The 17,346-nt window shown below is 70.8% G+C and carries 44 protein-coding genes and 1 pseudogene; 7 read left to right on the top strand and 38 right to left on the bottom strand.

Annotated features, from left to right (window positions below; translation table 11 throughout):
* The first annotated feature begins 41 nt into the window (after nt 1–41).
* From AB0B41_RS17095 to AB0B41_RS17070, 6 genes are all read left to right on the top strand, one after another.
* Complete coding sequence (locus AB0B41_RS17095) at nt 42–368, top strand: helix-turn-helix transcriptional regulator (RefSeq protein ID WP_358204021.1); 327 nt, start codon at nt 42–44, stop codon at nt 366–368.
* Nucleotides 365–589: a hypothetical protein gene (locus tag AB0B41_RS17090; protein ID WP_358204019.1), complete on the top strand. Its 225-nt coding sequence runs from the start codon at nt 365–367 to the stop codon at nt 587–589. The genes AB0B41_RS17095 and AB0B41_RS17090 overlap by 4 nt, the downstream gene beginning before the upstream one ends.
* Nucleotides 586–789 carry a hypothetical protein gene (locus AB0B41_RS17085; protein ID WP_358204017.1) on the top strand — a complete coding sequence of 68 codons (204 nt, stop codon included), beginning with the start codon at nt 586–588 and terminating at the stop codon, nt 787–789. The genes AB0B41_RS17090 and AB0B41_RS17085 overlap by 4 nt, the downstream gene beginning before the upstream one ends.
* Nucleotides 786–1,025, top strand: a complete 240-nt coding sequence (locus tag AB0B41_RS17080; protein ID WP_358204015.1) for a hypothetical protein — start codon at nt 786–788, stop codon at nt 1,023–1,025. Before AB0B41_RS17085 ends, AB0B41_RS17080 begins: the two co-directional genes overlap by 4 nt.
* A 68-nt stretch (nt 1,026–1,093) precedes the next feature.
* Nucleotides 1,094–1,255, top strand: coding sequence for a hypothetical protein (locus tag AB0B41_RS17075; protein WP_358204012.1), 162 nt, complete (start codon nt 1,094–1,096; stop codon nt 1,253–1,255).
* On the top strand, nt 1,252–1,431 hold the full coding sequence (locus AB0B41_RS17070; protein WP_358204010.1) for a hypothetical protein: 180 nt from the start codon (nt 1,252–1,254) through the stop codon (nt 1,429–1,431). The genes AB0B41_RS17075 and AB0B41_RS17070 overlap by 4 nt, the downstream gene beginning before the upstream one ends.
* 140 nt (nt 1,432–1,571) lie before the next feature.
* Here the strand turns inward: AB0B41_RS17070 and AB0B41_RS17065 are convergent, their stop codons facing one another.
* The 16 genes and pseudogenes from AB0B41_RS17065 to AB0B41_RS16990 all read right to left on the bottom strand — a co-directional run.
* Nucleotides 1,572–1,790, bottom strand: coding sequence for a hypothetical protein (locus AB0B41_RS17065; protein ID WP_358204007.1), 219 nt, complete (start codon nt 1,788–1,790; stop codon nt 1,572–1,574).
* 32 nt (nt 1,791–1,822) lie between these two features.
* Nucleotides 1,823–1,969 carry a hypothetical protein gene (locus tag AB0B41_RS17060; RefSeq protein WP_358204005.1) on the bottom strand — a complete coding sequence of 49 codons (147 nt, stop codon included), beginning with the start codon at nt 1,967–1,969 and terminating at the stop codon, nt 1,823–1,825.
* Nucleotides 1,970–2,054: 85 nt separating this feature from the next.
* Entirely contained in the window at nt 2,055–2,435 is a 381-nt protein-coding gene (locus AB0B41_RS17055; protein ID WP_358204003.1) for a hypothetical protein, read from the bottom strand.
* Nucleotides 2,432–3,007 carry a hypothetical protein gene (locus tag AB0B41_RS17050; RefSeq protein WP_358204001.1) on the bottom strand — a complete coding sequence of 192 codons (576 nt, stop codon included), beginning with the start codon at nt 3,005–3,007 and terminating at the stop codon, nt 2,432–2,434. The genes AB0B41_RS17055 and AB0B41_RS17050 overlap by 4 nt, the downstream gene beginning before the upstream one ends.
* Nucleotides 3,004–3,261, bottom strand: coding sequence for a hypothetical protein (locus AB0B41_RS17045; RefSeq protein WP_358203999.1), 258 nt, complete (start codon nt 3,259–3,261; stop codon nt 3,004–3,006). The genes AB0B41_RS17050 and AB0B41_RS17045 overlap by 4 nt, the downstream gene beginning before the upstream one ends.
* A 112-nt stretch (nt 3,262–3,373) precedes the next feature.
* Nucleotides 3,374–3,568 carry a hypothetical protein gene (locus AB0B41_RS17040; protein WP_358203996.1) on the bottom strand — a complete coding sequence of 65 codons (195 nt, stop codon included), beginning with the start codon at nt 3,566–3,568 and terminating at the stop codon, nt 3,374–3,376.
* The gene (locus AB0B41_RS17035) at nt 3,565–4,029 is read right to left on the bottom strand and encodes a hypothetical protein (protein WP_358203994.1); all 465 of its coding nucleotides are present in this window, start codon (nt 4,027–4,029) and stop codon (nt 3,565–3,567) included. Before AB0B41_RS17035 ends, AB0B41_RS17040 begins: the two co-directional genes overlap by 4 nt.
* Nucleotides 4,026–4,253 carry a hypothetical protein gene (locus AB0B41_RS17030; RefSeq protein WP_358203992.1) on the bottom strand — a complete coding sequence of 76 codons (228 nt, stop codon included), beginning with the start codon at nt 4,251–4,253 and terminating at the stop codon, nt 4,026–4,028. The genes AB0B41_RS17035 and AB0B41_RS17030 overlap by 4 nt, the downstream gene beginning before the upstream one ends.
* Entirely contained in the window at nt 4,250–4,459 is a 210-nt protein-coding gene (locus AB0B41_RS17025; RefSeq protein ID WP_358203990.1) for a hypothetical protein, read from the bottom strand. Before AB0B41_RS17025 ends, AB0B41_RS17030 begins: the two co-directional genes overlap by 4 nt.
* Entirely contained in the window at nt 4,456–4,920 is a 465-nt protein-coding gene (locus tag AB0B41_RS17020; RefSeq protein ID WP_358203987.1) for a hypothetical protein, read from the bottom strand. The genes AB0B41_RS17025 and AB0B41_RS17020 overlap by 4 nt, the downstream gene beginning before the upstream one ends.
* Complete coding sequence (gene thyX, locus AB0B41_RS17015) at nt 4,917–5,678, bottom strand: FAD-dependent thymidylate synthase (RefSeq protein ID WP_358203985.1); 762 nt, start codon at nt 5,676–5,678, stop codon at nt 4,917–4,919. The genes AB0B41_RS17020 and thyX overlap by 4 nt, the downstream gene beginning before the upstream one ends.
* A complete protein-coding gene (locus AB0B41_RS17010) occupies nt 5,675–5,923 on the bottom strand; it encodes a hypothetical protein (protein ID WP_358203982.1) in 249 nt (82 codons plus the stop codon). The genes thyX and AB0B41_RS17010 overlap by 4 nt, the downstream gene beginning before the upstream one ends.
* Nucleotides 5,920–6,213, bottom strand: coding sequence for an HNH endonuclease (locus AB0B41_RS17005; protein WP_358203980.1), 294 nt, complete (start codon nt 6,211–6,213; stop codon nt 5,920–5,922). The genes AB0B41_RS17010 and AB0B41_RS17005 overlap by 4 nt, the downstream gene beginning before the upstream one ends.
* On the bottom strand, nt 6,210–6,371 hold the full coding sequence (locus tag AB0B41_RS17000; protein WP_358203977.1) for a hypothetical protein: 162 nt from the start codon (nt 6,369–6,371) through the stop codon (nt 6,210–6,212). The genes AB0B41_RS17005 and AB0B41_RS17000 overlap by 4 nt, the downstream gene beginning before the upstream one ends.
* Nucleotides 6,368–6,904, bottom strand: coding sequence for a hypothetical protein (locus AB0B41_RS16995; RefSeq protein WP_358203975.1), 537 nt, complete (start codon nt 6,902–6,904; stop codon nt 6,368–6,370). Before AB0B41_RS16995 ends, AB0B41_RS17000 begins: the two co-directional genes overlap by 4 nt.
* A pseudogene (locus AB0B41_RS16990) lies at nt 6,901–7,269 on the bottom strand (deaminase); the annotation flags it as partial. The gene AB0B41_RS16995 and the pseudogene AB0B41_RS16990, both read right to left, overlap by 4 nt.
* Before the next feature lie 128 nt (nt 7,270–7,397).
* Here AB0B41_RS16990 and AB0B41_RS16985 point away from each other — a divergent pair.
* Nucleotides 7,398–7,667 carry a hypothetical protein gene (locus AB0B41_RS16985; RefSeq protein ID WP_358204129.1) on the top strand — a complete coding sequence of 90 codons (270 nt, stop codon included), beginning with the start codon at nt 7,398–7,400 and terminating at the stop codon, nt 7,665–7,667.
* A gap of 600 nt (nt 7,668–8,267) precedes the next feature.
* Here AB0B41_RS16985 and AB0B41_RS16980 read toward each other — a convergent pair.
* The 22 genes from AB0B41_RS16980 to AB0B41_RS16875 form a co-directional block, all read right to left on the bottom strand.
* Entirely contained in the window at nt 8,268–9,008 is a 741-nt protein-coding gene (locus tag AB0B41_RS16980; protein ID WP_358203973.1) for a metallophosphoesterase, read from the bottom strand.
* Nucleotides 9,005–9,658, bottom strand: coding sequence for a toprim domain-containing protein (locus AB0B41_RS16975; protein ID WP_358203972.1), 654 nt, complete (start codon nt 9,656–9,658; stop codon nt 9,005–9,007). Before AB0B41_RS16975 ends, AB0B41_RS16980 begins: the two co-directional genes overlap by 4 nt.
* A gap of 15 nt (nt 9,659–9,673) precedes the next feature.
* Nucleotides 9,674–9,991 carry a CHC2 zinc finger domain-containing protein gene (locus tag AB0B41_RS16970; protein WP_358203970.1) on the bottom strand — a complete coding sequence of 106 codons (318 nt, stop codon included), beginning with the start codon at nt 9,989–9,991 and terminating at the stop codon, nt 9,674–9,676.
* On the bottom strand, nt 9,988–10,167 hold the full coding sequence (locus AB0B41_RS16965) for a hypothetical protein (protein WP_358203968.1): 180 nt from the start codon (nt 10,165–10,167) through the stop codon (nt 9,988–9,990). Before AB0B41_RS16965 ends, AB0B41_RS16970 begins: the two co-directional genes overlap by 4 nt.
* Nucleotides 10,164–10,310 carry a hypothetical protein gene (locus AB0B41_RS16960; protein ID WP_358203965.1) on the bottom strand — a complete coding sequence of 49 codons (147 nt, stop codon included), beginning with the start codon at nt 10,308–10,310 and terminating at the stop codon, nt 10,164–10,166. Before AB0B41_RS16960 ends, AB0B41_RS16965 begins: the two co-directional genes overlap by 4 nt.
* On the bottom strand, nt 10,300–10,584 hold the full coding sequence (locus AB0B41_RS16955) for a hypothetical protein (RefSeq protein WP_358203963.1): 285 nt from the start codon (nt 10,582–10,584) through the stop codon (nt 10,300–10,302). Before AB0B41_RS16955 ends, AB0B41_RS16960 begins: the two co-directional genes overlap by 11 nt.
* Nucleotides 10,581–10,835: a hypothetical protein gene (locus AB0B41_RS16950; RefSeq protein WP_358203961.1), complete on the bottom strand. Its 255-nt coding sequence runs from the start codon at nt 10,833–10,835 to the stop codon at nt 10,581–10,583. Before AB0B41_RS16950 ends, AB0B41_RS16955 begins: the two co-directional genes overlap by 4 nt.
* Nucleotides 10,832–11,074, bottom strand: a complete 243-nt coding sequence (locus AB0B41_RS16945; RefSeq protein WP_358203959.1) for a hypothetical protein — start codon at nt 11,072–11,074, stop codon at nt 10,832–10,834. The genes AB0B41_RS16950 and AB0B41_RS16945 overlap by 4 nt, the downstream gene beginning before the upstream one ends.
* Nucleotides 11,071–11,730 carry a C40 family peptidase gene (locus tag AB0B41_RS16940; protein WP_358203957.1) on the bottom strand — a complete coding sequence of 220 codons (660 nt, stop codon included), beginning with the start codon at nt 11,728–11,730 and terminating at the stop codon, nt 11,071–11,073. The genes AB0B41_RS16945 and AB0B41_RS16940 overlap by 4 nt, the downstream gene beginning before the upstream one ends.
* 44 nt (nt 11,731–11,774) lie before the next feature.
* Entirely contained in the window at nt 11,775–12,560 is a 786-nt protein-coding gene (locus AB0B41_RS16935) for a transglycosylase family protein (protein ID WP_358203954.1), read from the bottom strand.
* Between the two features lie 63 nt (nt 12,561–12,623).
* Nucleotides 12,624–12,809 carry a hypothetical protein gene (locus AB0B41_RS16930; RefSeq protein WP_358203952.1) on the bottom strand — a complete coding sequence of 62 codons (186 nt, stop codon included), beginning with the start codon at nt 12,807–12,809 and terminating at the stop codon, nt 12,624–12,626.
* 25 nt (nt 12,810–12,834) lie between these two features.
* Entirely contained in the window at nt 12,835–13,335 is a 501-nt protein-coding gene (locus AB0B41_RS16925; RefSeq protein WP_358203949.1) for an endonuclease VII domain-containing protein, read from the bottom strand.
* Nucleotides 13,316–13,729: a hypothetical protein gene (locus tag AB0B41_RS16920; RefSeq protein ID WP_358203947.1), complete on the bottom strand. Its 414-nt coding sequence runs from the start codon at nt 13,727–13,729 to the stop codon at nt 13,316–13,318. The genes AB0B41_RS16925 and AB0B41_RS16920 overlap by 20 nt, the downstream gene beginning before the upstream one ends.
* Nucleotides 13,726–13,959 (bottom strand): hypothetical protein, encoded by a 234-nt coding sequence (locus tag AB0B41_RS16915; protein WP_358203945.1) that lies wholly within the window; start codon nt 13,957–13,959, stop codon nt 13,726–13,728. Before AB0B41_RS16915 ends, AB0B41_RS16920 begins: the two co-directional genes overlap by 4 nt.
* Complete coding sequence (locus AB0B41_RS16910) at nt 13,956–14,135, bottom strand: hypothetical protein (protein ID WP_358203943.1); 180 nt, start codon at nt 14,133–14,135, stop codon at nt 13,956–13,958. Before AB0B41_RS16910 ends, AB0B41_RS16915 begins: the two co-directional genes overlap by 4 nt.
* Nucleotides 14,136–14,138: 3 nt before the next feature.
* Entirely contained in the window at nt 14,139–14,345 is a 207-nt protein-coding gene (locus AB0B41_RS16905) for a hypothetical protein (RefSeq protein WP_358203940.1), read from the bottom strand.
* On the bottom strand, nt 14,330–14,536 hold the full coding sequence (locus tag AB0B41_RS16900; RefSeq protein WP_358203938.1) for a hypothetical protein: 207 nt from the start codon (nt 14,534–14,536) through the stop codon (nt 14,330–14,332). The genes AB0B41_RS16905 and AB0B41_RS16900 overlap by 16 nt, the downstream gene beginning before the upstream one ends.
* A complete protein-coding gene (locus AB0B41_RS16895; RefSeq protein ID WP_358203936.1) occupies nt 14,536–14,742 on the bottom strand; it encodes a hypothetical protein in 207 nt (68 codons plus the stop codon). Before AB0B41_RS16895 ends, AB0B41_RS16900 begins: the two co-directional genes overlap by 1 nt.
* Nucleotides 14,726–15,487, bottom strand: coding sequence for an AAA family ATPase (locus AB0B41_RS16890; RefSeq protein WP_358203934.1), 762 nt, complete (start codon nt 15,485–15,487; stop codon nt 14,726–14,728). The genes AB0B41_RS16895 and AB0B41_RS16890 overlap by 17 nt, the downstream gene beginning before the upstream one ends.
* 22 nt (nt 15,488–15,509) lie before the next feature.
* Nucleotides 15,510–15,977, bottom strand: a complete 468-nt coding sequence (locus AB0B41_RS16885; RefSeq protein WP_358203932.1) for a hypothetical protein — start codon at nt 15,975–15,977, stop codon at nt 15,510–15,512.
* A gap of 5 nt (nt 15,978–15,982) precedes the next feature.
* On the bottom strand, nt 15,983–16,420 hold the full coding sequence (locus AB0B41_RS16880) for a hypothetical protein (RefSeq protein WP_358203930.1): 438 nt from the start codon (nt 16,418–16,420) through the stop codon (nt 15,983–15,985).
* A complete protein-coding gene (locus AB0B41_RS16875) occupies nt 16,417–17,235 on the bottom strand; it encodes a hypothetical protein (RefSeq protein ID WP_358203927.1) in 819 nt (272 codons plus the stop codon). The genes AB0B41_RS16880 and AB0B41_RS16875 overlap by 4 nt, the downstream gene beginning before the upstream one ends.
* Between the last annotated feature and the right edge of the window lie 111 nt (nt 17,236–17,346).

The raw sequence follows: 17,346 nt of genomic DNA, 5'->3' as shown, positions 1-17,346 counted from the left end.
CTGAACGAGAAGTTCGACGAGATGAAGGGTGGTTCGCAGCGATGAGCGTGCAGACGATCATCTCTCCGCGCCGGGTCCAGCGGATCACCGGCGACCGGACGACCGAGACGAAGGCGCTGTCCCCGCGGGAGAAGCAGGTCATGTACCTGATGGCCCGCGGCTACTCGAACGCGGCCATCGGCGAGGTGCTGTGGCTGGCCGAGGACACCGTGAAGACGCACGTCCGCCGGATCTTCGGCAAGCTGGACGCCGTCGACCGCGCGAGCGCTGTCACCGAGGCGTTCCACCGCGGCATCCTCTGGTCGGTGGGCGGGCGGCTGGCCGTCCAGCTCCCGGCCGGCGAGATCCCGGTGGTGACGGTCCGATGATCGGGGCGGAGTTCGAGACCGTGACCGTCGGCCAGCTCGCAGCCGCAGCGCGGCGGGCCGTGGCCGAGCTGGGCGAGGAGGCCTCGGTCCTGATCAAGATCCCGGCCCGCTACGACCGGGAGACCGGCGCGGAGATCGCGCCCGAGCGGGCCGACTGGCTGATGACCGCCGTGCTCGACCTCGGGTCGCGCACGCTGGACCTGCGGGGGGCTGGACTATGAGCGCCCCCGCGTTGACCCTGTGCGAGCAGTGCTGCCACGCCATCGCGCCGGGTGAGCCGTTCGTGCTCGGGGTGACCGTGCTGCGGGACCCGGACGGGCGGATCCACGAGGTGGCCCGCTACGTCCACGCCGGGTGCTTCGGCGAGTTCCACGCTGCGGTCATCGTGCCGGAGCGAGCTCGAGCTCGGGGTGCGTTGTGACCCGGCCGGCGGGCCGACCGGTCACGATCCGCTTCGACCAGCCCTTGTGCTCGTGCGGGAAGCGCACCTTCACGAAGGCCGAGGCGGACAAGCAGCTCCGGCAGGCGCGCGAGGTGCGCGCCGAGCACGGCGGGTACAAGCAGGGCCGGGTCGAGTGCCGGGCCTACGAGTGCACGCCGGGCTCCGGACACTTCCACCTCACCAGCCAGCCGAAGCGGAAGCGGGCACGGCGGTGAACCGGGTGTGGCGGGAGCCGATCTCGGACAGGCCCGGGGCTCCGCGTCCGATCCGGTACGCGCGTGCGGTGTTCATGCTCAACGACGGCAACGGCCACGCGACCCGGCCGGTGCACCTCGGCTGGTGGAAGTACGAGCACGGCAAGCCTGCGGCGTGGCGCCCGTGGCGCCCACGCTGGTACCGCCGGGCTCTCCGGCAGCGGGACACCTACTGCAAGGGGGAGCGATGAGAACGTATCTCGCCCGGGTCACCCGGGACGGCAAGTTCTGGCACATCGACATCCCCGAACTGGGCGTCGTCACGCAGGCGCGCACCGACGACGAGATCGAACCGATGGCGCGCGACGTCATCGCGATCATGCTCGATGTCGAGCCCGACTCCTTCGCGCTCGAGATCAAGCGCTAGACTGCGGGGGCGTCGGAGGCGAGGCTGGGGGCGTTGTTCACCCTTCCTCCCTGGCCCCTCCGGCGCCCTCGCGTCCAACAACGAAACGGCCCCGGCCTCCCATCAGGGAGGACCGGGGCCTTCGTCATGTTCGGGGCCCGCTACCCCCGACGCGGGTCGAACGTCGGCATGCCGGGGATAGGCCAGTACCTGTCGAGGTCGGTGCGCTCGCCGTGCGGTTCGAGCACGCTGCGCAGCTCCCCCACCAGCGGGTACGGGATGTCGTCCTCGTGCAGGTCGAGCGCGAGGTACTCGCTGATCGTCCAGGCCACGTCCGCCCGGTCGACGCCGATCCAGTCCGCCACCTGGTCGAGGGTCACGGGCTGACGGTACGTCGGCCGGGCGCGCTGGTCTACAGGCCTTGCGCCGCGATCTCGGCGGCCAGCTCCTGGGCCTCGGCGTCGGTCAGGCACTCCGGCCACACACACGGGGCCGGACACTCGTGCGCCATCCACGTGCACTCGCGGTGGCACCCGCACTCGTCGCGCTTGTCCTTCACGCTGCCGCCACGAAGACGATGCCCATCACGAGCACGGCCAGCACGAGCGCCGCCAGTAGCAGGGCCACGGTTCCACGATCGAGCTTCATACCGTCACTCCTCGGTGTCGCAGCACGTCAGCCGGCACCTCGTCGGGCCAGCCCTCGGGTCGCCACAGCGGGCGGTTCGGGGGAGCGATCACGACCACCGGGCGCGGCAGCAGCACCGCCGTCTTCCCCGCGGTGCGCAGGCGCAGGGCGCAGAGGTCGCCGCACGTCTTCCGCAGCCGGAAGTCCGAGGCCTTCTCCTTCTCGCGGCGCACGAGCAGCGCCCCGCACGCCGGGCACTCTCGGTCCGGCAGGGCCAGCCGGCTCGGCGCCGCCTGCCCACGGGCCTCCGCGGCCGAGCACACGCGCGAGCAGAACCGGTCCTGGCGTCGACCGAGGGTGCCGGTGCAGTCCTTGGCCTGACAGTAGCGAGTGGTCACCGGGTCTCCCCGGTGTCGCCGTCTGCGGGGACCGGCATCCCGAGCAGGGCGCAGGCGGTAGGGCGAGCCCAGGCGACTCCGACGGCGCCACGGGCGTCACGCAGGTCGGTGGCGAGCGCCCGCAAGAAGCGGCTGCCACCGTGGTAGGCGCGCTCGGCCGCCGCGTCGAGCCGATCAGCAGCGGCGGCGAGTTCGTCCGTGGTCGCTGCCGGGTCGTTCCCTGCTGTCGCAGGCGGGCCAGCGGCGAGCAGCCGGACCTGCCTAGCGGTCTCCACCAGGAGGTCTTCATCGCAGCCGTCGTACTCGCGGTGGTAGGCGAGGACTTCGTCCAGCGTCGCGGCGATCTCCGTCAGCTTCGCCACCTCGACCGGGACCGTGCGGGCCGGTGCGGTGTCGTCCGGGGAGGACGACGACACAGCCGCGCTGCGGTACGCGTCAACTGCCCCGCGGAGCTTCATGACCTCGCTGGTGTAGTTCCAGCGGCTGGGCGACTGGATGGCGTCCAGGAAGGACTGGGCCGCGTCCGCGAGGGCCGAGGCTGCGGTGTCTCCGGTGGGGGACGAGGCGGTCATGCGGTACCCCCCGTCGGAAGCGCCGCGCCGAGGACGTGGTCGACCAGGCGGGCGGTCAGGGTGTGACCGCCGAACCGGTAGCCGAAGCCCTCCCAGTCCAGCAGCTCCTTCGCGAGGAGCTCGCCGACCGGGCCGGGGTAGAGCTTCGTGGCCCGGAACGCAGCGGCGCGGATCCGCATCTTCTCGTGCGGGTCGAGCTTGTCGGCACCGCTCTCCGGCCGGATGGCCGGCGGGGCCGCGGGGATGGTGATCACAGCGTCGGACTCCAGAAGAAGACGATGTACATCAGGACGCCGGCCATGCCGGCGAGGCTGCCGAACAGCACGATCAGCCCGGCCAGTACGAAGGCCCGGACCAGGAAGGCGATCACCGGCGCCGCACCGTTCGCGGGTAGTGCGTCGCGTCGGCGACGTGGTACCGAGGGTTCCCGCGCGAGTCCTTGCAGGCGGGGAAGCTGAACACCGCCCCCTCGGAGAGCTCGAGGATGTCGTGCTCGACGCCGTGCTCGCACGGGCTGACGACGCGCAGGGTCACCAGGGCCCGCTCATTCGGACTGGTCACTGCGCACCTCCAGCGGAGCTGGAGTGCTGGGACGCAAGCTCCGCTTGCATGTCGTGCCGGTCCTCTCCGTGGTCGTCCCACCAGGCAGTGACGCCGGCGTCCTGGACGGCGAGCAGCCGGTCGCGGAGGATCTCCAGCGCGTCGACCTTGTTGCGCAGCAGCTTCGGGTGGTTGATCGACTCGACGACGATCTGCGTCGGGACGTGCCGGACCCGGACTCCGGCCGCGCTCTCGTGCGCACGCTGGCCGAGGTGGCCGATCCGCTCCACGATCAGGTCGGCCTCGGGGATCGAGACCGCCTCGCGGCGCCAGGCCTTGAGCTGCTCGCCCGAGGGCGTGGCAGTCCACTCCCCCGGGCGGCCGGCCGGCTTCGGCTCGATGTCCTGCGACTCCAGCCAGCCGACCAGCCTGTCCCAGAGCGCCGGGTGCACGGCGAGGCGCGCGTACTGCGCGGTGCTCACCGCTCTCCCTTCGGACCCCAGTAGTAGGCCTCCAGTGCGCGGTACCGCTTCGCTCCCCACTTCCGGCGGAGCGAGCGCTGGATCCGGCGGCCGATGTCGCAGAACTCCGACTGCCCTCGCTTGAGGTGGCATGCCAGCCGGTAGACGTCGGAGTGTCCTTCGACTCTGATCGTCAGGATCGGATCGCCGTGCTCATTCCAGCGGACGTGCTTGCGGATGCTCACCCGCTCACCACCGCCCAGCCCGGCTCGGCCTCCAGCACGACGAACTCCTTCGGCTGCTGGCCGGGGAAGTGCTTCACGATCGTGTCGTCGAGCTGCTGGACCTCGACGCGCACCTTCTCGACGACGTCCCAGCACATGTTCAGGGCCGGCTCCCCGGCGAGTTCGATCTCGCCGCCGCGGCGGATGCCCAGGGCGTAGACCTTCACGCCACGACCTCCCACTGTCCGACCGGTGCCCGCTGCACGGCGACCTCCATCTGCACCCCGGCCCGTGCGTACTGCGCCCGGAGTCGGGAGGCGACGCTGCGCGCCGCGCGGAGCGTGCGGTAGGTCCGGGGCCGGCCCCAGCCTGTGCCGGCCCAGCGCCACGAGCCGTTCGCCGTGGTCGGGTCGGACGGGGTCTCGACGACGCGGTACAGCTCGCCGGTGAACACCGGGCGCGTGGTCACCCACCCGCCTCGGCCCTGGTCGGCGTCGGGGTCGAACACCATCGGCACGCCGTGGTCGACGTCGTACTGCGGCCGGCACGCCTCCCCCATCGGGGCGCCGAAGTTGGTCCCGTCCAGGATGAAGCGGACAGCCCTGCGGGCACCCTCGTTGTGGTGCTCCCGGATCGCCCGCGCCCGGTGGTAGATCGCGACCAAGCCGCGGAAGTCGGGCGCGCTCACGCCTCGATCACCTGCCCGTACTGCGTGTTGACCACCGAGTAGTCGCCGAAGACCGAGGGGGCCTCGTCGTAGAGCGCCTCCAGCAGCAGTAGCGCCAGCGCACGGATCTGCGCGTCGGCGTGCTCGCTCCCCCGCATCCGGAGGATGTGCCGCCAGGCCCGGTAGTTCGCGGTCATGACGAGCTTGGTCTCGGTCATCGACTGCGCGACCTCGCGCGCCGCCTCGCGGGCCCGCTTGCCGGTGATCCCGTGCGCCTCCAGCGTGGCGGAGAGCCGGTCGTAGGCGAACGCCACGTCCTCGTACGACTGGAGGATGAGACGCTCGACGGTGATCGGCTCCTTGGTCTCGGGGTCTCGCGCCCCGACCACCGGCTCGTGCAGCAGGGGCTGCACCGTCGGGTGCACCACGAGTTCGACGTCGGCGAGGTCGACGTACCGCTGCGACAGCTCGCTGTACGCCGTGCCGGCGCGGTGCCGGATCATCTCGTGAGTCAGGGAGCGCGACACGCCCTCGATGTAGAACGTCGCCGAGGCGTGTTCGAGCACGGAGCCGTGGTCCTTGCCGATGATGTTCTTCCGGACGTAGTCCCGGGTCTTCCGGGTCTCCGGGTTCTTCCGGCCCCACGCCTGGTAGCAGGCCCGGCCGGCGAACTCGACGAGGTACTCCCCGTCCCTGCTCACGCCGGCCTCCTCGCCCCAGGGGAGGAAGTCGTAGATCGGGGCCCTGACTTGCGTGGCCGCGACGAGGGTGACCTTCATGCCCGCCCCTCCATGTCGAGCACGAAGCGCGCGCCCATCGCCGCTACCTGCACGGCCTCGGCGATCGCACCGTCGGCATCGTTCGCCTTGACGTCGTCCCAGAGCTCGTCGACCTCCTCGGCGATCACGGCGTAGCCCTCGTGCGCCGAGGCGAACGGACCGAACTTCGCAGTAGCGCGGACCAGCTCCTCGCGGACCAGCGCCATCACCGCGTCGATCGCGGCCTCCTTGCTGAACGTGTTCATGCTGCGTCCCTGACCTTCCGGGCCCGCCGGCGCTCGCCGCCGAGCTGGCCGCCTGTCTCGGAGTTGCACGACCCGCAGGCGGGCCGGATGTTGTCGCGGCGGTAGGTGCCGCCCTCGCAGCCGGGGATCTTCCGATCGACGGTGAGCGTCGAGTCGTCCAGCTCGGTGCCGCACCGGTAGCAGGGGGCGGTCTCGCCATCGCCGAAGGTGGAGAGCAACCAGGCCCGGCGGGTCCGGCGGTTGTACGAGCTCCCCCGTGCGTTGCGGTTCGTCGTGCCGCGGTAGGTCACAGCCGGTCGCTCACGAGGGCGATCTCCATCGGATCGAAGTCGACCCGCTTGATCTCCTCGTAGTCGCAGGAAGTCACCATGACCACCCGTCGGCCACCCCAGTCCTTGCTCTGCTCGCGGACGTACTGGAGGGCCGCGAGCAGTTCGTCGAGGGTCATGCCTGCTCGCCCTTCTTCACCCACGGCAGGCGAACCGCGGTGCAGCCGCGGTCGATCGAAGCGGCGACGTAGCCGGGCTCGACCACTCCGGCGACCGCCAGGGCGTGAAGGACGTGCTGGTACTTGGCCCAGCTCACCGCCTTGTCGATGAACAGGTGGTGGTGCCCCGGGGTCGAGCTCTCGAGCACCCTCACCGGGTGGTCGATGTCGAGCACGATCTTGTGTTCGTCGAGCAGCTCGGTGTGCCCCTCGACCACCGAGGTCACGAGGTTGATCGCGTCCAGGAGCTCGAGGTCCGCGCCCTCGTTCAGCTCGTAGAGCTCGATCTGCTCGGGGCCGCCGTAGTCGGCCCACGTGAAGTCGACGACCCCTACTGCCTGCCCCGGGAACGGGTTGACCTTCTCGACGGGAGCTGGCTTGTCTGCGATCTTGAGCAGGGCCTGGAGGCGCAGCACCTCGGCCTCCAGCTCCGAGACCCTGTCCTGGAGCCTGTCGCGCTCCATCGCGAGCCCGACCTTCTCGAAGTCGATCACGGCTGGTACTCCCCTTCGGGCCAGACCACCCGGGCGATGCCGGCGCCAGCGATCAGTCGGCGGCAGCCGTCGCACGGCTCGCGGGTGATGTAGAGCGTGGCGCCGATGCGGTCGGCGCGATCCGTGTAGAGCAGGGCGTTCTGCTCGGCGTGCAGGGCGACACAGGCCCCGGCCCCGGTGTCGTACGACGACCCGGGCGCCACAGTGGACTGACGGCGCGGACAGGTCTCACAGCCTGGTTCGCCGGCCGGGGCCCCGTTGTAGCCGGATCCCCGCACCCGGCGGTCCTGCACGACGACCGCCCCGACCTTCGACCGCTCGCAGTCGGAGCGGCCAGCTGCCCACCGCGCGCCGTCGAGGAAGTAGTCGTCCCACGTCGGGCGCTCGGGTGGCGGTGCCGGGACCGGAGCGCGCTGGTCGCGCGACGGCGGGAGGAAGGCCGGGTCCGAGTAGTCCCGGTGGGCCGGCCGGCTCGCCCGTCCTCCCGCAGGGCGTGCCGCCCCAGCCGCACCGGTCCGAACAGCGGGTCGGTCGGGTCGACGGCGACCAGCTCGCCGGTGGCCGGCTCCGGCTCGGTGTCCGCCTCGAGCTCGGCCTGGGCCTCGTCGAGGGCCTTGATCCGGCCGGTCGCGTGGTCGATCTTGGAGGCGATCAGCACCTTGTGGGCGAGATCCTCGGCTTCGTCGGAGAAGCAGAGGTGCAGGTACTTCGGCTCGGCGTCCTCCGAGCCTGGCGCCGGCGTCAGCTTGAGGCCTACGCCTGACGCAGTCGGGACGACGTCCTCGATCTTGAGCCGGAAGGACACGGCCTCGGCCAGTGCGGCGAGCTCGTGGTCCTTCACGAGGTGGGCGTGGCCGCCGATCTCCAGCAGCCAGCGTCCGTCGAGGACCCGGGTGAACTTCATGCTTGCTTCCTCCTGCAAGGTGGGAGCGGAGCGGTGTACACCCGGGCCCCCGAGGACTGTCAGATTCACCAGGCACGGTTCCGCATGCGGATCACCTCCCATGCTTGCCGCGTCGTGCTAGCATCAACAGGTGTACAGGACCCCGTGGACAGATCGGTCGGAGCAGAGCCCGGAAGGAGAGCGGCCCAGGTGGATTGCTAGGTTCGGCCGCGTGAGCCGAAGGCCGTATGCAGGACAGATCGGGCGCGTGCAGGGCACAGACGGCCCGCCCCCGCTCCGGCGCCGGTGGCGCCTCGGACGGCGAGGAGCGGACCCGTTCTGGACCGGCTTCGACTTCTCACCGGGCGAGCGGCCGGTGCGCGTGCGCCCGTGGCTGGTCCGGTGGCTGACCGGCGAGCAGCGCGAGATCCTGGCGAACCGGACCCTGGATCGACGGCTCGGACGGTTCCGCGGTAGCGGCTACGCGGATAGCTGGCGGCCGTGAAGCACAGCGCGCCCGCCGTGGATCGGGACGACCTCGGGCCAGACCTTCGACCCCTCGACGTGCAGCATCGCGAAGCCCTGCTGCCAGTTCGCCACGCCGCGGAAGTCGAGATAGTCGGCCTTCCGTAGGTCGAGCAGGCACCCGGCCTCGAGCCAGAACCGGGATCGCTCCTGCGTGTCCCAGCCGACGCCGAGCCGGTGCGTGTGGCCCTGCACGATGCTGTGGCCCAGGCGCATCCGCTCCTTGTAGGCGGACTGGCCGGCGGCCTGCTGCGTGCTGGACAGGCGCTTGCCGTGGATCGCCCGCACGCCGGGGGCGATGCCGTAGGGCTGATCCATCAGCTCGACGCCGAAGCGCTCGAACTCGAGGAGCTCGGGGACGGTGCGCGCCACGCCGATCAGGGCGGGCGCGTACTTCTCGATGTAGTTCTGGATCCGGTCCTCGTGGTTGCCGAGCAGGAACCGGATCGGGCCGCGGTAGACCGCGCGGATCCGCTCGAGGGTCCGGATGCCGGCCGCGGCCTCCTCCTCCAGCGAGAAGACGTACTCCTCGGCGAGGCCGCGCGACCAACGCGCCGGCGCCTTGCAGTCGAGGAAGTCGCCGAGGATCATCAGCTCCGCCGGCTGCACCGTGGCGAGGGCCGTGATGAACACGCTGACCGCGCGTTTGTCCTCGTAGGGGGCGTGCGTGTCCGGCATCAGCATGATCGTCTTCATGTGCATCTCTCTCTGAGGGCCTCTGGGCCCTGCTCCAGCACCAGCGAAGTGACGTCGTGCCCGTCCGGCATGGGGACCGCGCGGGCGCTGTCGATGTGGTCAGCGAGCCGCTCAGCGAAGCTGCGGCCCGCTTCGTCCCCGTCGCCGATGACAAGGACCCTGCGGTAGCCCTCGAAGCAGAACGCCCAGGCGTCGGCCCAGCCCTTGACGCCGGGCACCGCGACCGCCGGGATGCCCGCCTCGGTCGCCACGATCGCGTCGAGCTCGCCCTCGGTGATCGCGATGACGTCCGACGCGACCTTGAGCGCGCCGACGTTGTACAGCCGCTGCCCCATACCGGTGTGCGCGAGGTACTTCGGGCACTCGACGGCCTTGCAGTCGCTGTGTCGCAGGCAGCGGAACTTCATCCCGACCGGTCCCCCGCGGGGCACGAGGTACGGGATCGCGATGCGGCCCGTCATGCTCTCGTGGTCCGGTATCGGGTCAACCACGAGCCCGAGCTGGTAGCTGTAGATCTCGGGCAGGTCGATCCCGCGGGCCCCGAGGTAGTCGAGCGCGTGATCGTCCTCGAGTAGCGCCTCGTGGTACCGCTCGGTTGCCTCGGCGAGCAGGCCGCGGGTCGCCGACGGGAGCACCTTCGATACAGCCACGGTAGTTGCTCCCGATCAGTCGAACATCGAACTCATTCCGCCGGCCTTCTTCGTGGCCGGCGCGTTGTCGGCAGTGGTGATCGACTCGCAGATCTCCACCGCGGCCTTGTAGTCGCAGCCCTCCTGCCACATCACCAGCCCGATGGCGTCCTCGGAGCGCTCCATGCAGACGTGGCAGCAGAACCGCTGGGCCCCGTGGTGGATCGAGGCGGAGGCGTTGCGGTCGCCGTGGAACGGGCAGGCCATCGGCGACCAGCCGCCCCTGTATGTCGGGTCCCCGCCGTAGTTCTCGACGATGTCCGCGATCGGGAAGATGGGGCTCTCGTCCCTCACTCTGGCCTCACCTCCCGGGTGAGCTCGTCTCGCCAGGCCTTGTGATCCGGCGGGTAGCTCAGGCCCATCTCGCCGATGCACGCCGCGCACCGGCCGACCACGCGCAGCAGGGACAGCGCGCCGCAGCGCACGCAGCTCTGCGGCAGCGCCGTCGTGGTGTCCTTCTCGTCACTCATCGGCCCTCGGCCTCCGCGGCGACCTCGGCTGCGATCGCGATGTACACCGACCGCAGCTCCTGCTGGTCGGCCCAGATCCGGCGCTCGATCTGCTCCCGCTTCTCGCGGAGCCAGGCGAGCCGGGCCTCCCGCTCAGCGTTCATCGGGATCCCTCCAGTGCAGCAGTCGACGCTCGAAGGCGAGCTGGACGTCGAGGTCGAACGAGGCGACGGCGCCGCGCATCGTCATGATCAGCGCCTGGGCCAGCTCCTCCGGCGGCGTGTCGCCGTCGAGGAACTTCCGGCACGACGTCATCCCGTCATCCACCCCGGAGATCGACACGTCGATGGCGATCAGGCCCTCGCCGTCGTCGTCCCCGCCGTCGTCGCCCTCGTCGAGCTCCGGCGGGATCTCGTCCACGATGCGGAGATGGGTCACGCAGCACTCCCGACGTAGAGCACGTGGTACACGGCCCCGCCGGGGCCGCGATAGACATCGGTCACGATCTGATCGTCGGCCGGGTCGGCCGGGTCGGTCGGGCCGGCCCAGTCACCGGGCCCGACCTTGACCAGCGCGGAGTCCGAGGTGATCTCGTCCTCGTGGTCCCACTGGATGACCACAGCCGTGCCGACCGGCAGCTCGTTGACCCGCTCAGCCGGCACGACGTCGCCGGCCTTCCACTCCGTCACGAGACCTCCTCGGGTCGCCCCGACGGCGGGGCCGGCGGGTGCTCGATGTCGTGGTAGTAGGGCTCCCACAGGAACATCGGGTATGTCGGCCGGAACGACGGGTTCACCATCCAGTTCGGCACGGCGCTGACCCGGTGGTAGGTGCCGACGCCGGTCACCTCGACCTCCTCGGCGCCGATCGGCTTCTCGACCCATCCGCCGCACATCGGGCCGCCGATGAGGTAGGCGCGTTCGATCACGGGAGCCTCCCGAAGTACATGCCGGCCCGGACCGCCCGCTCGCCCACGACGGTGCCGAAGGTGGCGGCGTCGATCATCCGGCCGTTGCCGATGTAGATCCCGACGTGCGTGGCCGGGTAGTTCTCGAACACCAGGTCGCCGGGCCGGGCCTGGGCCGCGGAGATCCGCGTCGTCCAGTTCGCCTGCGTCGCCGCGGTGCGCGGCGGGTTGTAGCCGTGCGCCCGCAGTACCAGGTAGGTCAGGCCCGAGCAGTCCAACCCGGCCCGGCTGGTGCCGCCCCAGACGTACGGGACGCCGAAGTACAGCCGGGCCGTCGCGATGATCCGCTGGCCCATGCTGGCGTCGGTCGGCACCGCCTCGGCGACCGCCCGCTGCGTGGCCACCCGAGTCGCGGGTGGGGGTGTCGTGCGGCGCGCTGTCGTGGTCGGTGGCGGCGTCGCAGTCGTCGTCGGGGGCGGGGTCGCCGCCGAGGCCGCAGCCTCGACGGCGCCCGCTGGGCCGACCACCGGTATGGCCGGCAGCGTCCCGGTGACCTCGGGTTTCGTCATCGTCATGGGCGGGGCGGGCAGGTCGGGGATGACCGCCTCGCGCCGGACGACGGCGATCACCGCACCGAGCATCGCTGCCGCCGAGCCTGCGGCTGCCGCCTGGAGCACGCGCCTCCAGGGCGACGGCCGCTTGCGCCGGTGCCTGCCGCCCACTACAGGACGACGTCCTGCCCGGGGAAGATCAGGTGCGGGTTCGCCAGCCCGTTCTTCTCCGCCAGGGCACGCCACGTGGTGCCGCTCCCCGCGGCGATCTCCGACAGGGTGTCGCCGCGCTCCACCTTGCGGTGCTTGCCGGCAACCGCGCCGGCGGCCGGCGTGACCCGGCCGGTGGCCCGGTCGTACCGCGGGTACTGGACGAGCGCACCGAGGTTCGACGGGTCGCACGCATCGAAGCTCAGGTGCGCGACGTCGCAGGTGTAGCTACCGGTGCCATCGGCCGCCCGACCGGTGTCGACCGTGGCCTGGCGCGGCGTGGTCGTCGTCGGCTTCCGGGTCGTGCGCGGAGCGTCGGTGGCCCGCTGCGGCAGGGCCTTGCCGATCTTGCTCCCCCAGCAGCCCTTGCTCGGGTTCCAGTCCGCGTAGCTACCGCGACGCGCGGCGATCCGCTCGGCGACGATGCGCTGCTCGGCCTTGGTTGCCTGCATCGCGGTGGGCGCGAACGCCGTGCCGCCGTTCGCCCGCCACGTACCGTCGATGATCTGCCAGTAGCCGGAGGCCGACGAGCTGCGGTTCTTCACGTTCTGGTTGCCCGACTCGCACTGAGCGATGACGTCGAGGTCGCCCGACCGCGGAGCCTCGGCCGCCTGGGCCTGGCTGGAGGTGAGCGCCGCGCCCCCGAGGGCGAGCGCGCCGGTCGTGGCGACGATCGCCACGTTCCGGCCGGTGTGCGTCGGTCTGCGGTGTCGGCCGCGGTAGAAGAAGCCGGTCAGGATGGTCATGGTGGGGGAACCCTTCGTGTGGGGATACGGCGGGCGCCACGGGTCAGATGGCGCCCCCGCTGTTCACTCCGGCAGGTCGACCGGCTCGACGTCCTCGATGACCTCGATGACCGGGACCTCCGCGTCCGAGCAGGCGTCGAGGGCCTCGACGACCTCGGGCTGGGAGAAGTAGTCGCCGAGCATGCGGTAGATCGCCTCGGCGTCGGCGAGGGTGTAGCGGATCACTGCCGGCCCGGTCGTGATCTTCATGAACCGGGTGTACGGGCGGTTCGGGTCAGCCTCGATCAGGGTCCCGTTCGAGAGCTTCACTCGCTTCGCCTGCTCCATCGACAATGCCTTTCGCTGGGGGGTTCCTGAGATATTCCGCGCCCCGCAGGAATGCTTCGGGGTCGTCGCGGAAGTGGCCGAGCACCCGCTTGTTGCATGTGGTGCAGCAGAGGCCGCGGGTGCATTTCCCGCACGTGGGAGTCGTGGGGCAGCAGCGGTGGTCGTGGTCGACGGCGAGGCGTTTCCGGCGCTTCTCGTGCGACTGCGGAAACTGTGGCCGGCCCTTCGCGCGCTGACAGATCGCGCACGCCCCGCCCTGCTTGACGTAGATCAGCCAGTAGGCGACAGCGGTCAGTCGGTAGGTCTGCCAGATGTGCCGGATCCACGACGCCTCGCGTCGGCGGTCGACCTCATCGCGGTGGCAGCTCGCGCACCGCGGGCCCGGCTTGTCCAGCCGGCGTGTCGTCGAGCCGCATCCCTTGCACGCTCTACGTCTCGACCCGGCCATCGGGCCAGACGATCGTGACCGGCCGGCCGAGCCGGCGCGCGTAGCGCACCGTCGACCAGGTGCCGGAGCGGGTGCGCTCGGGTCCGTCCGGCACGGCGATCAGGCACTCGGTCGCGTCCACGATCGCGCGGTTGCGCTCGAGGTACGGCAGCGGCTCGTGCATGACGTGTCCGGCCGTCCAGGCCCGCATGCCCTGCTCGGTCGGCGGGTGCACGTGCACGATGAAGTCGTGGGCCTTCGCGATCCGCGCAGCCAGTGCGTCCGCGCCGACGCAGTCGCCGTGGTGGAGCTCGAAGTCGCCGTACCACAGGGCGCAGCCGGCCAGTAGTCCGGTCAGTGCGTCGCTCTGTGGATCCGTCGGCGTCAGCCTGGTCCCGGTGAATCCGATCTTCACGGTGCCTCCCCGCTGGTCACTCGGATCAGGTGCACGGTCAGCCAGCACCAGAACGCGGTGAAGGCGGCCGTGGCCGGGCGGCGCCACCAGCGCCGCGGGTGGATCCCGAGGAGCCTGCGCAGCGTGCAGCTCAGCGGCGGGAACAGCTTCGGCCCGAGGGCCAGGTACTCGAGCACGGCGAACGAGCCGATCACGGCGGTCAGCCACGCCGGCCACAGCCGGCGGGTCACTCGTCGACCTCGAGCACTCGCAGCTCGTTGATCGGGATCTCGACGACCTGCACGTCCACCACCGGGAACACGGCTCCGCCGTTGAGCCGGGCGAACTCGGCCGCGGACTCGCGGGTGGCGAACTTCGGCGCGGCCGGCGGTTCCGCCTGGAGCACCGTGTAGAAGCTGACCTTCACGGCCTACCTCCGGTTGATCCGGCGCGAGCGGCGCGCCACCCGGTTCTTCGCCCGGCGCTGGGCGACCCGGCCGGGGTCGGCGGTGCCGGCGTACATCGGGCCCTTGAGGTTCAGCGCCCGCAGGATCGTGAACGAGAAGCTGGTCGGCTCGAAGGCCGCCCAGTCGGTGGCCTGGGGTGCGACCTCGGTGCGCATCAGATCGGCTCCCATCCCCGGTCCTCCATCAGGCGCCGGAGCTTCTGGGCGAGCGGGTTGAACTTCGCTCGCTGCTCGATGTAGGCGGTGACCGCGTCGAAGAGCTCGGGGTCGTCCTTGCGGTCGAAGTCCGGCCGCTCGATCGGGTCGTGTCCGTTGCCGTCGGGGACCTCGAGCTGTCGCTCGAGCCAGGTGCGGAGTGCCATCACCAGTCGGTCCCTTCCTCGATCACGCGCTTGGACAACTCGGGGAGCATCGCCAGGCCCCAGGCCATGTCGAGCGCCCGCTCCGGCCCGAAGCCGCACTCGTAGAAGCTCTCGGCGAGCGTGCGGACCGCGGGGTCCAGCTCGTCGTGCTGGGCCCGGTCGATCAGACCGGAGCCCGGGAATCCGTCGTCATTGTGAGACGCCATTTCCGATTCTCCAGTTCGTGGGGTGCGCATTGTCGCGGATCTGCATTCGCTCCATGTCCGCTTGCAGGCAGAACGTAACACCGTGTCCCGACGGATCGGCTGGTCCGAAGCGATTCTTGACGACCGACACCGCGATTTCTCCGCGGCCCTGACGGAATGCGGTGAGGATCAGCGCGGGGAACTTCGAGAGCTTGCCCGAGACGCCGCCGAGGGGGATCGCCTTGTCGCCGTCCTCGAACTCGCCGACCGCGTGGTGGAGCACGAGGATCGCCGTCCCGGTGCGGGAGGCGACGCTCTGGAGCTCACGCATGATGCGCCGGAGTCCGGAGAACTCCTCGTCGTCGAACGCGATGTTCGAGAGGTTGTCGAGCACCAGGATCTCGGGGTACTCGCCCTCGGCCTCGCGGTAGGCGAGGAGGCGCTCCGCGATCTCCCGCTCGTCGGGGCTCGAGGGGAAGGCGAAGTGGACGTTCCGGATGGTGCCCAGTGCGTCGATCGCCCAGGCCGTCCCGTCGGCACGGGCGGCCTCGGCCTGCTCGAGCGTGCACCCGGTCGCGGCGGCGATCAGCCGGATCGACGTCGTGTAGGCGTCGGTGTCCATGCTGGTGTACAGCCCGTGCGCACCGGACTGGACGACGTAGGAGGTGCTCAGGACAGACTTGCCGACCCCGGGGGCGGCCACCAGCATCGCGAGCTGGCCGCGGCGGAAGAAGACGTTCTTCGCCGCTGCACCAGTCCACGGCATCGGCAGCCGCGCCCCGGAGTCATCACGCCGCCGAGCGGCCTGTGCTGCTGTCTGCACCGGGGATGTGAAGGATGCGGTGGTCGTCCACGGTCTCGTCGCCGACGAACCCGGCCTCGTGAGAGAACGGGACCCAGTACAGCCACCGACCGTCGCCGACCTTGATCGCCGGCCGGGCGACCGCGTGCTCGTCCCCGTCGTCGATCGCCACCGTGCCGGGGGGCAGCTCGGCCGCCCGGTCCTCGACCAGGTCGCCGACCTTGAGCGGCTCCGACTCGGGGAGGTGCACCAGCTTCCACTCGCCGACGACGATGCCGCCGTGGCCATAGTCGGTGGTGTCGACCAGGCCCCTGCTGCTCTGCGAGGTCCACGTGTAGCCCCTGGCGGAGCGGGTCACCGTGTTGAACATGCCGCCGCCGTCGTCGTGCACGACCACAGCGCCGACCGGCAGCTCGGCGAGCTGCGCGCCGTCCAGGATGTCTCCGACCCTCACGGCGCTCACTTCCACGGCTCCAGGGTCACGCCGTCGAGCGGCTGGCACTGCTGATGGCGCGGCGTGCCCTTCGGCGCGGCGCAGAACCACGCGGTGTACGGGCCGCGGGCGTTCGTGCCCTCGTAGTGCCGGCGCGGACCGTGGCTGCACATCGGCGCCTGCTGGCCACCGGCGGGAGCGGCGGGCGGAGCCGCGGGCGGAGCCGGAGGACCGGCCGGCGTGGCGGGCGGGGTCGGCGCGGCGGGAGCCGCGGGCGCGGCCGGCGTGGCGCCGAGCTGCTGGCGGACGACCTGCTCGGCGGCGAAGCCCGTCCAGATCTGGTCGGCCCTGACCTGGCCGACCACCTCGGCGAGGTTCGAGTAGGCGTCGTCGGCGCTGTTGCCGCCGACGGTCAGCCAGGCCCCTTCGTGTCGGAGCTGCACGGAGAAGGGAAGGGTGGTCACGCTGCGGACTCCTCGTTGGTAGAGATCAGCCGGACGACGTCCGGCATCTTGAGCTTGCGGATCTCGCGCGTCTCGTAGCAGTGCTTCGCGATGCGCCAGCCGAGGTTGAGGTCGATCCAGTAGAGCGAGATGAGGTCGCGGTCCTCCTCGCCGTCGCGCCCGGCGGGCAGGTGGACGACGATGCCCCAGTCCTGGTTGACGCCGATCGTCCGGCGCTCGCCGGTCTCCTCGTCGTACTCCACCGAGCGCGAGTAGATGGCGAGCTGGGCGGCGATCTTGGCGATGCCGAGGTCGATGCCCTTGCCGGTCTTGAGGTCCCCGATGTACCGGTTGCCGCCGAACTCGTAGATCCGGTCGGCGGTTCCGGCCGCCTGGAGCTCGTCGCACACGAGGAACTCCTCGATCGCCACGCAGCTCATCCCCGCGGTGTACTGCTGGTACAGGTCGAGCTTGCGCATGACCTCCGGCGGGATCGCCGGCGGGAGCTTCTCACCACCGTCCAGCTTCTCGGTGAAGATGTGGACCGCGGTGCCCTTGGTCGACGCGGCGCTCGCGCCCGACGCCTCCTGGGCCTGCTCGCAGATCTTGTTGAGCTCCCGGGTGTCGTCCTCGTGGGCCGACACGCTGAGCAGCAGGTCCGGGCGCTTCGCCAGGCCCTTGGCGACGTTCCGCATCTTCCACTGGCCGATGCCGAAGCCGTCCTCGATCGCCCCGGCCAGGGTGGTCACCCGGGTGTAGGGGACCTCCTTGCCACCGCCGGCCGGCAGGATCAGCGGCCGATCCCACCGATCGCGCTTGATCGTTCCCTGCGTCACGCGGTGTGCCCTCCCCCGCACTCGGTGCAGATCCAGCCGATGCAGTCGCCGTCGTCGTTGTTCACGTCCACGCCGGTTCCGTCGTGGTCGCAGTCGTCTCTGGGGGCCATG

The organism is Pseudonocardia sp. NPDC049154 (genome assembly GCF_040648315.1).
Taxonomy (GTDB): domain Bacteria; phylum Actinomycetota; class Actinomycetes; order Mycobacteriales; family Pseudonocardiaceae; genus Pseudonocardia.
The sequence above is the reverse complement of the archived record's forward strand: the minus strand, read 5'-3'. Positions and strand labels throughout refer to the sequence as shown.

Bases quoted from the DNA above. Each gene is read 5' to 3' on its own strand.
- AB0B41_RS17095 (WP_358204021.1), top strand. From the start codon at position 42: ATGAGCGTGCAGACGATCATCTCTCCGCGCCGGGTCCAGCGGATCACC.
- AB0B41_RS17090 (WP_358204019.1), top strand. From the start codon at position 365: ATGATCGGGGCGGAGTTCGAGACCGTGACCGTCGGCCAGCTCGCAGCC.
- AB0B41_RS17085 (WP_358204017.1), top strand. From the start codon at position 586: ATGAGCGCCCCCGCGTTGACCCTGTGCGAGCAGTGCTGCCACGCCATC.
- AB0B41_RS17070 (WP_358204010.1), top strand. From the start codon at position 1,252: ATGAGAACGTATCTCGCCCGGGTCACCCGGGACGGCAAGTTCTGGCAC.
- AB0B41_RS17050 (WP_358204001.1), bottom strand. From the start codon at position 3,007: ATGACCGCCTCGTCCCCCACCGGAGACACCGCAGCCTCGGCCCTCGCG.
- thyX (WP_358203985.1), bottom strand. From the start codon at position 5,678: ATGAAGGTCACCCTCGTCGCGGCCACGCAAGTCAGGGCCCCGATCTAC.
- AB0B41_RS17010 (WP_358203982.1), bottom strand. From the start codon at position 5,923: ATGAACACGTTCAGCAAGGAGGCCGCGATCGACGCGGTGATGGCGCTG.
- AB0B41_RS17000 (WP_358203977.1), bottom strand. From the start codon at position 6,371: ATGACCCTCGACGAACTGCTCGCGGCCCTCCAGTACGTCCGCGAGCAG.
- AB0B41_RS16980 (WP_358203973.1), bottom strand. From the start codon at position 9,008: ATGAAGACGATCATGCTGATGCCGGACACGCACGCCCCCTACGAGGAC.
- AB0B41_RS16965 (WP_358203968.1), bottom strand. From the start codon at position 10,167: ATGAGTGACGAGAAGGACACCACGACGGCGCTGCCGCAGAGCTGCGTG.
- AB0B41_RS16960 (WP_358203965.1), bottom strand. From the start codon at position 10,310: ATGAACGCTGAGCGGGAGGCCCGGCTCGCCTGGCTCCGCGAGAAGCGG.
- AB0B41_RS16935 (WP_358203954.1), bottom strand. From the start codon at position 12,560: ATGACCATCCTGACCGGCTTCTTCTACCGCGGCCGACACCGCAGACCG.
- AB0B41_RS16930 (WP_358203952.1), bottom strand. From the start codon at position 12,809: ATGAAGATCACGACCGGGCCGGCAGTGATCCGCTACACCCTCGCCGAC.
- AB0B41_RS16925 (WP_358203949.1), bottom strand. From the start codon at position 13,335: ATGGCCGGGTCGAGACGTAGAGCGTGCAAGGGATGCGGCTCGACGACA.
- AB0B41_RS16905 (WP_358203940.1), bottom strand. From the start codon at position 14,345: ATGGGAGCCGATCTGATGCGCACCGAGGTCGCACCCCAGGCCACCGAC.
- AB0B41_RS16900 (WP_358203938.1), bottom strand. From the start codon at position 14,536: ATGGCACTCCGCACCTGGCTCGAGCGACAGCTCGAGGTCCCCGACGGC.
- AB0B41_RS16895 (WP_358203936.1), bottom strand. From the start codon at position 14,742: ATGGCGTCTCACAATGACGACGGATTCCCGGGCTCCGGTCTGATCGAC.
- AB0B41_RS16890 (WP_358203934.1), bottom strand. From the start codon at position 15,487: ATGCCGTGGACTGGTGCAGCGGCGAAGAACGTCTTCTTCCGCCGCGGC.